Raw genomic sequence first — 12,285 nt, forward strand, 5'->3', positions numbered from 1 at the left:
GGTGTTCGAACCTATCCCAAACCCGCTTAATCATCAAGTTGAAAAGCCCCAGTAAGGTGGGTGGGTTAGCGGCAGTGCCGCCTGCTCGATAGCGATGCGCAACGCGCGGTCCCTTTTTCAGCGGGATACATTGGCCTGCATGCGGCGATGTTCTATGGAATGGGTTGTAAACAAATTTTCGGCTATCTGAGTCTTTTGTATTATCAAGGCACATGTTCTTACAGATCGTTTTCAACCCAAATTCCAGGAAAGGGAACCCAGATGAAAAAGGTGATCGCGTTTGCCATTCTTTCCTTGTTGGCCATTGCGCTATTTCCCGTTCACAGTGCGATGGCACAAGGCGTCGGCGGGGCTTTCAAAATCGGATATGATTTCGAAGGGGACCATCAGGTCTCGGGCTATGGGTTCAGTGGATCGGAGGATGTCGAAACTGGAATTTCGTTGTCCGGCGAACTTCTTTTTCATCTGAACAGCCACCTCGATATGGGATTTGGACTGACCTATCAGATTCCCCGGTCCCAGGATGACTTTGAAGGGGATTTCAATTTCGTGCCGGTATATGGCCTGTTGCGGGCCAAGCTGAACGATTCGAACGTGGCCCCCTATTTTACAGGTCATCTCGGATACAATTTTTTCGATGGTGATTCGGATTATAAAGGAACGGGTATCTACGAGGCTGACTTGGAAGGTGGCTTGTATTGGGGGCTCGGCGGAGGCATCATCATCAATAAACATTTTCTGATCGAAATGATGTACTCAGTCAACAATGGCACCGCCGAGGAGTTGGGTCATGAATTCGATATCGAATATTCCAAATTGACCCTGTCTGTCGGATATACTTTCTAACCATTGAAACGCATTAAAAACAAAAGCCTACTGCCGAAACAGTAGGCTTTAAACATTGCCATGAAGAATGCGCTAATGGTCCCAAAGACGTTAAAAACTGTCCAAAGCTGAATTGTTCCCTTCATTCATTTCGCATGGGTAGATGATTCAAAATGCGATTGAAAAATGCCACAAGACTTAAAAATCAGTCGAAAGGAAAAGCCTTTCCCGTATCTTTTGCTCTTGCCTGCATGAGGTCGAAATCGTCATCGTAAATATGAGATAAGTAACCCGGTTGTTTATGAACCATGGAGATAGATCCCGTTGGGCAGGTGGACACACACAAACCACATCCAATACATCTTTCACGTTTTACTGCTGCAATTTCGTCTATCATTTCTATTGCATTAACTTGACACCGATCAATACAGGTTGTGCAGCCATCGCAGGTGGCTGCATCTACCAATGCATAATAGTTTGACTGTGAAATAAGGCCGGGCATATTATGTTTAGTTAAAAAAGCCAATGCCTTACAATGGCATCCACAACAGTTGCAAATGAAGATTTTATTTCCCTTGTGATTTGATGAGCAATGAACCAATCCATCTTCCTCAGCCTTATAAAGAATCTGCTTGGCTTCCTCTTTTGAAATTTCCCGTGCCATTCCATTTTCGATGTAATAGTCTGCAGCAACGCCGAATGTCATGCAAGCTTCTAATAGTTTGTCACATTTATCGCCCAGTATTTCAGATTCCTTGCGACATATACAATCAGCGACGGCGAACTTTGAGTTTGTTTCTATGATTTCCGAAACTTTCTCATACGGCTGTATTTCTCTATCATCCTTTATTTCCCTTTCGACCGGTATAACCCGAAAACCTCCGACGCGTCTACCTTTAGCAGAAGCAACGATTCCCTCCTGGTGGAATTTTTCATACAGTTGAATGTTTTCTTTGTTTAAACGATTCAATTGAAATTCCCATATCCCAACCATCCAAGGGGCTAAGAAATAATACCTGAATTTTGCACGCATACGGCCGTAACGGCTCATGCCCGCTAAATTCTCGAGATGGATCAAATCTACCGCGCTCGTCCTCAGGCCGCCGTCAGTACCAATAAAGAGAGCGACCTGAAGTAGAACTGCCCGACAGAATGCGTCGTATGTATTTATAATGAATCATCATATTTCCATGCAAGAAATTTTGTGCATTAACAACAGATCTACCCGCCAGGTGCCTGGAGTATACCGCCAGCCCATGGCCTGGGCTTGAACCTTTTTTCGTCAATGTATTTCAGGAAAGACATCAATGCCGGCGTTCGGCTGTCATGGATAGAATAACGAACCTTATCTCTATTTGAAGCCGTAACCACCTTGGCCGCGATCATTAACAGGCGCAACCGCGCAATGCGCACCGTGTTGGTTTGGATGCCTTCAAATCCATGGCCTCCGGCCGCTTGTCTGGGGTATGCGCTCTGCTCGGCCAATATCTTCAAATAGCGCCAGATATTGTAGGCCAGCATGACGATTTGGAAATAGGCATAGTTGTTTTTAAAGCGAGACGAGGGGATGGCATCCAGACCTTCGCGCTTGGCTTCTCCCACAAGATTTTCGACGTCGGCCCGCTTGTCATACTCGGCGATGACCTTGTGAGCCGCACGGCGTAAATCCGTGCAAAAGATGCGGTACTCATAACGATCAGCCTCAAACAGTTCGTATTGCACGCATCGATCTTTGGCAACATTTTTATCTTTGGGGATTCGCATGGCCACGAATCGAACCGGCATCTGCCATCCCATTGGCTGGTAAACACAGCTGTTGAACTCATAGGCGTTGCGCTTGTGCGGGCGGTACCAGCGCCGTGGATCAAATGGCGGTTCGCACCCTTTGTTGGCGATGATGAAATTGTAACCGGCCTTGATGCATTCATGGATGCTTTCCCAGCTTTGAAACTCGGCATCCGCGCGGATCAACACCTGCCTCACACAGCCGGGAAGGTATTGTTTGATTTTGGCGATAAACGAGGCGGTTTGCTCGCCGCTGATGGTTTCGCCCTTGCGAAGTTTGCCCAGCAGGTACTCACGGCTTTGTTCGATGAAGCATAACACCGGGCGGTATCCCTTTTTGCCCCGATTTCTTGGATTGTGGCCTTTTTTCGCCCCCTGCTGGTTGCCGAAAACCGTTTCCACGGTCGTATCGATATCCAGGCAGATGCGGTAGTACGATAGATCGCAAAGCCGCCAGACCCGCTCACGTAAATGGGCCATCACAGCCAGCAGTGAATTGGCTTGGTTGATACCCAGGCTGTTGACATAGCGCCAAAATGTGCTGGCCACCGGAAGCCGCGTCAGGTTGAAAAATCCGCACAGCATCGCATCCAGCCGCAGGTAGGAAAAATGCCAAATTCGGTTGAACCCTATAAACAGTAGCATCAGCAAGCCTGTCATCATCGAATAATGGCCCAGTTTGGGTTCACGGGCCGGCGCTTTATAGGCGAAGTCAAAAATTTCTCGAAAACCAACCAGATCAAAAAATTTGATCAGCGGCAAAACACCGCCAAATGCGCTCAGCTGCTCGCTGCACGTATCATAAGCGGTTGACGCATTGATTTTCTTGGCCTTCGCGCCATTTGGGCTAAATCCTTTAGGGTTGCGGTTTTTGCTGAAATCTGATTTCTTGGATTTTACCATCTGGGTACCTCCCTGCTTTTATGGGTTGGCTTCGTAACCCCCATTGTAGCAAGGGTTCCCAGATGGTTTCTACCCTTTCTCGCTATTCAGGTGCAAAATTCAGGTAATAAATTACCTGCTCTGACTCTTTGTAACGAAGGATCAACCCTTTTTTTGACATCTCATATAATATTGGCCCCAATTGCTGTGCATCCCGATTTGTCCTTTCAGCAATTGCAGCAACAGGTTCAGGGTATGGTTTCAAACGGGTGGCAATCTCTGCCTCCTCCTCTGAAAATAGACTTTCCAACACACAAATTTCCACCCCGCTTTTCGTTTTTGGGAATCCTTGAGGAAACATATCAAGTCGTTCTTGAAGTTTTCTATACACTTCTGCCATTTGTACCTCCCGACTGATGATATTGTGAATAATCTTATTCATGCTGGAAGACAAAGGCTTACATAGGTTCTGATGCATTGAGACAGAGCTGTTAAGCCTTATACTGCAACATGCCGTTTAACCTTGTTCTTAGGTTTTTCAAATTCGTTTTAAATTTGTACAAATTACCTTCTCCTAATAGCAGGTGGGAAATATGGCATACGCCTGCCTGAAGGAGATGGTGCATCTCCTTTGCCAGACACAGTGCCACCAGAGGTTCTATAAGTACTAAGGACCCTGCTTCTTCCTTCATTCATTGAATCTGTTACCAATTTATCTAATATTGATAATTCTATCGAAAAGTTGTCCAAGAATCCCTTATCAATTTCCGGTCTACAATAAGATCCGATGTACCAAACATAGAAATTCTTGCTTGCATTAAGGTAGTCACCTTGATTGTATTGCTGAACTGCTATGTTGTAGTAGTGGTCAATGTCAGAAATACAGACCGCGCCTTCAGCTCTAGCAAAAGTTGGCGAAAGACAAATTAGATGAATTATTAAGAATATTAAAGAGAACGCGCAGGGGATCTTCATCCCTATACTTTCTGGTATTATTTTTTTCATACTCATTCTCCTTTTCGCTTATCCGGTTGCAATGGCAGTGGCTTAAAATCTGGATATTGTTGCTCGATAACTTTATCTTGCTTATTGATGATTTTAGGCAATTCTGTTTCTAATGAGAAGCCTTTATAGAGCGTAATTCCAACGATAATTGTGCCCATCAAGATGAAAAATAGCCCAGGTGAAGCACTTACAAGATCCGCTTTAACGCCTTTGAATTCTCCTTTAAATTTGAATTCTCCAGAGACACCTTTTATAAACAAATCATAACCCAACTTTGCGAACAAATATCCTATAAGGAGTGAGAATACTTTATATGACCATATTGAAAACGAAGTAATAATTAGATACCAAATATTTTGATCCATCATCAAGACACCATGAATAATGAATTATGTCATATGCTTGATAAGGCATCTACTCAGAAAAAGTCAGATAGCCTATTACAGCAGGAACCAAAGGAGGTGTGTGAATAAGCAAACCGTAAATAGAAGCGAATTGAACAGCTCTGAAGGCAGATCCGAAAGTTCCAAGCCATTGTTTCTTGAGAACAATAGGCTCTACTGCGGCGATAAGGGATTCTTCAGGATTTCCTATGGTACACTCTTCAAGGTCATCGATTCTTATCGGGGTATCGTCATTCCAGCAAAAGCCTCCAAAAGGACAGTTGGGATCGTCATATGACCAATCAGCTATAGCTGAAGGCTGATACATAACCAGCACGAGCCTGCCGATATTTGTTAAACTCAGAACTAGTTTAAATCGAAATATTTCTGTTTGCTGGCCGCACTCTTCAATGCCGTTACCATCATGATCAATTGTCACGCTAAAATATCCCTTGGATTGATAGGATGAATCCAAAACCTCACCGATAAATACCGCGCCTTTCGTAACTCCATCCTGTTCAATGCCTGGAAAAATTTCTCGACCTGCGAGGGTAAATTCATCAGACAATCCGTTACCGGCAGAAGTCGCAGGAAACGCAATGAGAATAAGAATAAGAACAATCATAAAATTACATGCAATTTTTTTCATGTCACGATCCTCCTGTCATTCATAATGTTCCTTGCGGCTATGGCACTTAGGTGGATAAGTAAACTCTTTTGAAAAGATACGGTCCTGCCTAAAGTTAGCAGTTCAAAAAAGCCAAAAGCCTCCGAAGGGGAAATTTCCCCTGGAGGCAATCTATTGGCATTTTCAACGGTTCCATTGCCGTTGCCTTTTGCCGAGCGGTAATATTTCTAAACTGGATTTGTGCGCTGTCCACTGATAATGTGATCACAGCTTTTGAATCAAGGCGAACGCGAGCTGCATTCGATATTTGCTGCTGGATTATGAGGACAGTCGAGTCGCGGGAATAAATATAAAATATCCTAAACTCACATAGAAATATTGGTCAACTATAATATTGTGATTGTTTTGACAGCTAACAGATTCCTTAGAATGGATCACACAGCGGCAAAAACAGAAAAGGGCATACTTACATAGAGCCATGTTCTTAAACCTCAAATTCCTGATGTGACCAAATAGGTTCCAAAACAAACCAGCACAGAGAGAAGCCTTCTTTTTGCAAGGCCAAGATATCCAGATTTCAGTGAATATCGAACTTCCTTTTTGCCGATTACTCGCTGTGAGTCAATCGGTACGCTTAACCTGAAACAATATCGGTATAGATTTCTTACAAGGTGGCTTGATGCCTTGCCAATCGGTTGAAAATCACAGCCTCCTTCCTTCCAAAGTGTAAGGAAGGTGTATAAGCAGCAGGGCATGGCTTTTGGCTGAAAATATAACAAAAACAAAACCCTACTGCCGAAACAGTCCGCGATGCAGACCATTCAATCCTTTAAACAAATTATTGTTATTATTTATTATTTATAATTTCATGCATTTTAGTTACCCCTATGGTTACCCCTATTCTGAATTTTAAGCCCCTCATCCAAAAAACATGTATACCAATTTAACCGTATCATTTGTTAAATTGGAAACCTGCGATACAAGAATAAGCGTGCATTAATACCTGCTGACAAGCGCGACAAATTACAGATACTCGCTCCTTATGTGACCCAAATGACTTCTCTCGTGTATGCCTTCGAAATAAAACCACTCATAGCAGTTCAACAGCCCGATAAAAGGGTGTTTAGCCGTCATAGCGCTGCAATCATGCGTTTTACATACCTCGAAATACCCGTCCATCTCGGTACACACCGCTTCCATCATTGTCATGAGTAGCACTTTTGAAAGGTCGCTGTCGGGCTCCGTTCCCGGCGCTGGCAAATCCGGCATCTGATCGTATGTAATTTCCCCAAAAATTTCTCGAACCGGGACTTCCGTTACCGAGGTGTCCCCGGTATTCTGAAGGTCTTGGGTAAAACCTTTGACGAGCTCGGTTATCCGCTTTTTTGCCAAATAGATATGGTGAAATTGCGCCGCAGCAGGCCAGGCGTCCTCCTTTGGTGCCTTCCGGAAACCATCCTCACCCATCAGGTTCAGCAATTCATTAAAAGTTTTTCGATTTTCAGATCGCAATTTTTCAATGATATCGATGTTCATGGTTTGTCCCATCCCTTCCTTGGTCTATACATCGTGTGATCAATTCCCGCTTGGCACTGCTGTGCACAAATATAGCGGCTAAAATGGGCACTATTTTCAGGTTTTCAACTCTAAGAGACCTTCATTGGTGGGGATGCTTACAGTGTGGGTAAAAATGTTTGTGGGGTGGATCGTCCATTATTTCTGGCGGCTATGCAGCCCTAATCTCCTGCGGCAGATAGATCATGGTTGAGGCCGGGGATATCGACAATTTGGACAGTGACCGGGCATTGATGATTGCTGATATGACTCAACCCATTGCGGCGTATTGCAGTGGTGATCAATGTCCGGTTCATTGCTCGCTTCAAAGCTCTTGGCACCTCCACTACATCTGGTGGTGGCGGCATTTTATCTAAAAGAACCAAAAGCCGGAAAACCAATAACCACAGATTGCCAGATGAACCGAAACTGCGATATTCAAGCGATATCACAGGCCCGCCAAAACCTGTGATAAGAGAATAAAATGAGGTGCAGAAACAACAGCGCCGTCACGTAAACTCAAGATTCAGTGCTGGTTCCCTTAAAAGATGTGGTAGCTGGACATTCGTTATAACGTTCCTAAGTGGTTTATCCTGCACTGGGAATATGAATGCCACACTCGATATCATTTGCATCATTTTCGATCTGTACAGGTGTAATTAATAAGCAGATTTCATTGATTGTACCCGCAAAAAATACTCTGCCTTTAAATGGGGGGCTGGCAATTCAATAATGAAGTGGCTCCTATCAACAATTGCAAGTCAATGTTGATACCCAAGTAAAGTTAGGGAATATCAGATTTGGTCCTCGTTTTTGATTTTTTGCAGATCCACAATATCTGGTAGTCGGCCTGATGTTATTCATGACCATCAATCTACCAAGCCTTCTTGGCGGACCATGGCATGTGCAAGGTTCCGTTTATTATTTCCATGGCTTCTCCATCACTGACCTTGCCAAGGTACCTCTGGGTAGTAGCCAGGTTTGCATGACTGAGAATTGCCTTGCTGAAGATCTCCAGCGGGACATCGGATCTTGATGCATAAGGGGCGGCATGTCGTCTCAGATCGTGAGGGCGGATTTCGATGCCGATGTTTTTACCGGCTCTATTAACAATCATGCTTGCGCCAGTGTACCATAGAGAGAAGATCCTATGCTCAGGCTTCAAACCTTTTCTCTGAATATAGTCTTTCAATCGATACACCCTGATCTTCAAACCACCCAGATGCTTAGTAGTAATCCGAAGATATCTTCCTATAAAAAACTTGACAGCAGCATGGTTCATGGAATATTCGGATTCTTTTAACCCGAAAACGCGAAAACGGCGTAAATGAGGTTTTTTTGTTCAGAAAATTAATGGATATTGCGTCAATCGTTGCCGACAAGGGGACCAACCCCACGGTGGCTGATTGATTGTAGCTCTGCAATAGGCAAAGCACGCTTTTCAGTTTAAGACAGGTCTGTTTCACCGGACCTGCTCCGCAGCAGACTCCTTTCCGAGACTCCGCCGATAGGACTGTACCCTTCGTCAGTAACGCTTCTAACGTTTTTAACTCAATCGGTCATACACTTTGCCACCGGCAGACTGTGTATCGTCGTTGGCATCTTGGATCCGGCACTGATGGTATGGCATTTGACCATAAAACGGAGTCAGACAATGTTCACAGAAGAAGAAGATAGAGATAGATTATTTAACGAAAACTACCGGCATCTTTTACACTTGGGATGGTCTGCCCATTTCCAGGCCCAGCTGACAGACCGTTGTGATGAGGAAGTGATTCCGGCCAGGGTGGTCGGGGTTCGGAAAAACAACTTTCGTATCAGTGACGGGAAAAAAGAGAGGCTCGCCACCGTGTCCGGCAGGCTCAGGCATAATGCCGATGGCGTCTATCCGGTGGCCGGGGATTGGGTCTTGGTGACCGACACGGTGATTTTGACCGTGTTGCCTCGAATCAATACCCTGTCCCGGGGAGCGGCCGGCAAGCGCGGCAAACAGGATGAACTGCCACAGAAAGAACAGGTCATCGCGGCAAACCTCGACCGAGTGTTTGTGGTGTGCGGTCTGGACCGAGACTTCAACCTGCGGCGCATCGAACGCTACCTGACGCTGATCTACACCTGCGGCCTCAATCCGGCCATCATCCTGACAAAGGCCGATCTGCACGAAAATCCGGAGCAGTTCCGCGCCGAGGTGGAAGCGATCGCTTTCGGGGTTCCGACACACCTGGTGTCTGCCCTGGACGAGACAGGGCTGGTTGAGATTGAAGCGTATCTGTCTCCGGGTCAGACCACCACCATGGTGGGGTCTTCCGGCGCCGGCAAATCTACCCTGGTGAACCGGCTCAGCGGCAGGGCCTTACAAGTCACCGGCGCTATAAGCGATAGTGTGGGGAAGGGCAAGCACACCACCACCACCCGTGACCTGATTGTGATGCCCCAGGGCGGGATGGTGATCGACAATCCCGGTATCCGTGAAATCGCTTTCTGGAACGACAATGACGGGATCGGTGACGCATTCCCGGAGATTGAAAGCCTGGCCGCGGGGTGCCGGTTTTCCGATTGCAGCCACAGCCACGAACCCAGTTGCCGGGTCCTTCAGGCGGTGGCGGACGGAGAGCTTTTGCAAAGCAGGCTGGCAAGCTACAACAAGATGAAACGAGAGCTGACCTATCTGTCCGATCGGCAGCACAAGAGTGCGGATCACCTGGAGAAAGAGCGCTGGAAAGGGGTGGCGCTGAAGGTCAAGGAACTCAAGAAGCGTAATCGAAACAAGTGATATTCCATCTCAAACATTAAATGGGGAGTAAAAAATTGAAAATAAGAAAAGCACTGGAAACGGATTTGAACGACGTACTGGAAGTGGAACGTCTGGCATTTGGTTATGATAAAGAGGCGGAGCTGGTGCGGGCGCTTCTTCAGGATCCGACCGCAGAGCCGCTGTTGTCTTTGCTTGCTTTTAATGATCATCGGGCTGTGGGGCACATTCTTTTTACGGCGGCACAGCTGTCGGAAGCCGGGGATAAGGTGTCAATTAGACTGCTCGCGCCCCTGGCGATCGTGCCCGATGCCAAGAAACAGGGCATCGGCGGCAAACTAGTCGAACAGGGGCTATCGATGCTGGGCAGGTCGGGTGTCGATCTCGTGTTCGTGCTGGGGCATCCGGATTACTACCCCCGTTTGGGATTCACACCCGCCGAGAGTCTCGGATTCGAGGCGCCCTATCCCATACCGGATGAACATTCCGGCGCCTGGATGGTTCAGGCGCTCCGGCCGGGGGTGATCGGCACGGTCAGCGGAAAGCTCATCTGCGCAGATGCCCTGAACAGGCCTGAACACTGGCGGGAATAGGAGGGTTTTATGTCAACCGTCGTACCCGTGGGGATGCAATAGACCATAAACCACCGGCAATTCCATCGTTAATAGAGGTCTCATACCTGAGGCGGAAATCGGCGGTCAACAGCTTTGATATTAAATTCATATCAAAGGCCGAACAAAACCTTTGATATGAGAATAGTCGCATATGGACAATTTGCCTCGAGATCGCCCGCGTGGTAGACACACAACGTTTCCGGGGCGGAAATGCCGATAAGCCCCGCGTGGTTAAACCACATTTTCCAAAAACAGGAGATCTCCCATGTCGGACATCCCGTTTTGCTCTGCAAAGCAGCTGGCTTCCATGATTCGTACAAAGAAGATCGGAGCCCTCGAACTGCTGGATCTCTATCTGCAGCGGGTAGAATGCTATTCCGAGATCAACGCCATCATCTTTATGGATGTGGACGCCGCCCGGAAGCGCGCCCGCCAGGCGGACCGGGCCCTTGCACGGGGAAACCTCTGGGGCCCTCTTCACGGGGTGCCCATGACCATTAAGGAATCCTTCGATGTAGTCGGCATGCCGACCACATGGGGCGTCCCGAGATATAAGGAAAATTATCCTTCGAGCAATGCTCTGGTGGTTGACCGCTTTCTCCAAGCCGGTGCCGTGATCTTCGGCAAGACCAACGTTCCCATGTACCTCGCGGACTGGCAGACCTTCAATGACATTTACGGGACCACGAACAACCCTTGGGACCGGAACCGTGTACCCGGCGGCTCCTCGGGGGGATCGGCGGCCGCGCTGGCGGCGGGGTTGACCGGCCTCGAAGCCGGGAGCGATATCGGGGCCTCCATTCGCAATCCCGCCCATTACTGCGGCGTGTACGGGCATAAACCCACTTATGGGATCATATCTCCTCTCGGCCAAGCCTTGCCGGGGACGTTTGGCCTGACGGACATCGCGGTGGTCGGGCCCCTCGCACGGAGCGCCGAGGACCTGGCTTTGGCCATGGATGTCATGGCGGGTCCGGACGATATTGACGGTTCCGGGTGGAAACTGAGCCTGCCGAAGCCGAAGAGGAAGGAGCTCAGGGAATTCAAGGTGGCGGTTGTCTACGATGACCCCGAAGCGGAGGTGGATGAGGAAGTACAGCAAGTACTTCGCGACCTGACCACCTTCTTGAAAAAGATGAAGTTGAAGGTGCGGGTAGACGCGCGACCCAAAATCGATTCTCGCGAAGCCCACCGGAACTACATTCGGCTCCTTCGGGGGGCCACATGCGGACGTCTGACCCCCGAAGATTTCGAGAAGAATTTGGCGGACTATAAATCTTTGAGAGCGGACGACGAAAGCTACCGGGCCCAGATGATCCGGGCGCAGGCCATGTCCCACAAGGAGTGGCTCGCATACGATAATTTGCGGCACCGTATGCGACTTGCCTGGGCAGCGTTTTTTAGCGACTTCGATCTCTTCCTCTGTCCGGCTGCCACCACGACGGCTTTCGAGCATAATCAGAAGGGTGAGCGGTGGGAGCGCATGATCTCCGTTAACGGAAAACCCCAACCATCCACCACCCAGATGTTCTGGGCCGGATATTCCTGTAACTTCTTCCTACCGGCGACTGTTGCACCCATCGGGCTGTCAAGGAAAGGGCTACCGGTAGGTGTCCAGGTCGTGGGCCCGCAATACGGTGATCGCGCCTGTATCCAATTTGCACGGCTCCTGGAACGTGAGTACCATCATTTCATTCCACCAACTGGCTACTAGGGTCAAAAATGAAGAAAAGGATCTTTCTAAAGGCTCCTCGACGACCTGGCGCTGATTTCAGAATTGCCGGGGCTAACTGGAAGCTGCTATTTTTATTGGATATTAAAGGGTCCACCAAACCTGCTATATGAGAATACCAGATG

General features: G+C 47.8%; 14 protein-coding genes. 4 read left to right on the top strand and 10 right to left on the bottom strand.

The window, feature by feature from the left end:
- The first annotated feature begins 261 nt into the window (after window positions 1-261).
- Window positions 262-846, top strand: a complete 585-nt coding sequence (locus DFT_RS16360; RefSeq protein ID WP_054032216.1) for an outer membrane beta-barrel protein — start codon at window positions 262-264, stop codon at window positions 844-846.
- 184 nt (window positions 847-1,030) lie between these two features.
- On the opposite strand, the gene DFT_RS16365 is transcribed toward DFT_RS16360, so the two are convergent.
- The 10 genes from DFT_RS16365 to DFT_RS16400 form a co-directional block, all read right to left on the bottom strand.
- Window positions 1,031-1,903: a 4Fe-4S dicluster domain-containing protein gene (locus DFT_RS16365; protein WP_083453558.1), complete on the bottom strand. Its 873-nt coding sequence runs from the start codon at window positions 1,901-1,903 to the stop codon at window positions 1,031-1,033.
- A gap of 143 nt (window positions 1,904-2,046) precedes the next feature.
- Window positions 2,047-3,513, bottom strand: coding sequence for an IS1380 family transposase (locus tag DFT_RS16370; RefSeq protein ID WP_054030223.1), 1,467 nt, complete (start codon window positions 3,511-3,513; stop codon window positions 2,047-2,049).
- Window positions 3,514-3,595: 82 nt separating this feature from the next.
- Complete coding sequence (locus DFT_RS16375; RefSeq protein ID WP_152972027.1) at window positions 3,596-3,892, bottom strand: hypothetical protein; 297 nt, start codon at window positions 3,890-3,892, stop codon at window positions 3,596-3,598.
- Between the two features lie 164 nt (window positions 3,893-4,056).
- Complete coding sequence (locus DFT_RS25955; protein ID WP_152972028.1) at window positions 4,057-4,497, bottom strand: hypothetical protein; 441 nt, start codon at window positions 4,495-4,497, stop codon at window positions 4,057-4,059.
- A 2-nt stretch (window positions 4,498-4,499) separates the two neighbouring features.
- The gene (locus tag DFT_RS16385) at window positions 4,500-4,865 is read right to left on the bottom strand and encodes a hypothetical protein (RefSeq protein WP_054032220.1); all 366 of its coding nucleotides are present in this window, start codon (window positions 4,863-4,865) and stop codon (window positions 4,500-4,502) included.
- A 46-nt stretch (window positions 4,866-4,911) separates the two neighbouring features.
- Window positions 4,912-5,529: a hypothetical protein gene (locus tag DFT_RS16390; protein ID WP_054032221.1), complete on the bottom strand. Its 618-nt coding sequence runs from the start codon at window positions 5,527-5,529 to the stop codon at window positions 4,912-4,914.
- Between the two features lie 470 nt (window positions 5,530-5,999).
- Window positions 6,000-6,329 (bottom strand): DUF6538 domain-containing protein, encoded by a 330-nt coding sequence (locus DFT_RS27355; protein ID WP_369688314.1) that lies wholly within the window; start codon window positions 6,327-6,329, stop codon window positions 6,000-6,002.
- Window positions 6,330-6,531: 202 nt separating this feature from the next.
- Window positions 6,532-7,044, bottom strand: coding sequence for a DinB family protein (locus DFT_RS16395; RefSeq protein WP_161807183.1), 513 nt, complete (start codon window positions 7,042-7,044; stop codon window positions 6,532-6,534).
- Window positions 7,045-7,244: 200 nt separating this feature from the next.
- Window positions 7,245-7,514: a hypothetical protein gene (locus tag DFT_RS25960; RefSeq protein WP_152972029.1), complete on the bottom strand. Its 270-nt coding sequence runs from the start codon at window positions 7,512-7,514 to the stop codon at window positions 7,245-7,247.
- 422 nt (window positions 7,515-7,936) lie between these two features.
- Window positions 7,937-8,254 carry a tyrosine-type recombinase/integrase gene (locus DFT_RS16400; RefSeq protein ID WP_161807184.1) on the bottom strand — a complete coding sequence of 106 codons (318 nt, stop codon included), beginning with the start codon at window positions 8,252-8,254 and terminating at the stop codon, window positions 7,937-7,939.
- Between the two features lie 462 nt (window positions 8,255-8,716).
- On the opposite strand from DFT_RS16400, the gene rsgA reads away from it, so the two are divergent.
- The 3 genes from rsgA to DFT_RS16415 all read left to right on the top strand — a co-directional run bounded on the left by rsgA (window position 8,717) and on the right by DFT_RS16415 (window position 12,142).
- Window positions 8,717-9,835: a ribosome small subunit-dependent GTPase A gene (gene rsgA, locus DFT_RS16405; protein ID WP_054032224.1), complete on the top strand. Its 1,119-nt coding sequence runs from the start codon at window positions 8,717-8,719 to the stop codon at window positions 9,833-9,835.
- 35 nt (window positions 9,836-9,870) lie between these two features.
- On the top strand, window positions 9,871-10,407 hold the full coding sequence (locus DFT_RS16410) for a GNAT family N-acetyltransferase (protein ID WP_235506247.1): 537 nt from the start codon (window positions 9,871-9,873) through the stop codon (window positions 10,405-10,407).
- Window positions 10,408-10,693: 286 nt separating this feature from the next.
- Window positions 10,694-12,142, top strand: a complete 1,449-nt coding sequence (locus DFT_RS16415; protein ID WP_054032226.1) for an amidase — start codon at window positions 10,694-10,696, stop codon at window positions 12,140-12,142.
- Window positions 12,143-12,285: the final 143 nt, after the last annotated feature.

The sequence above is a fragment of the Desulfatitalea tepidiphila genome (assembly GCF_001293685.1).
GTDB classification, from domain to species: Bacteria; Desulfobacterota; Desulfobacteria; order Desulfobacterales; family Desulfosarcinaceae; genus Desulfatitalea; species Desulfatitalea tepidiphila.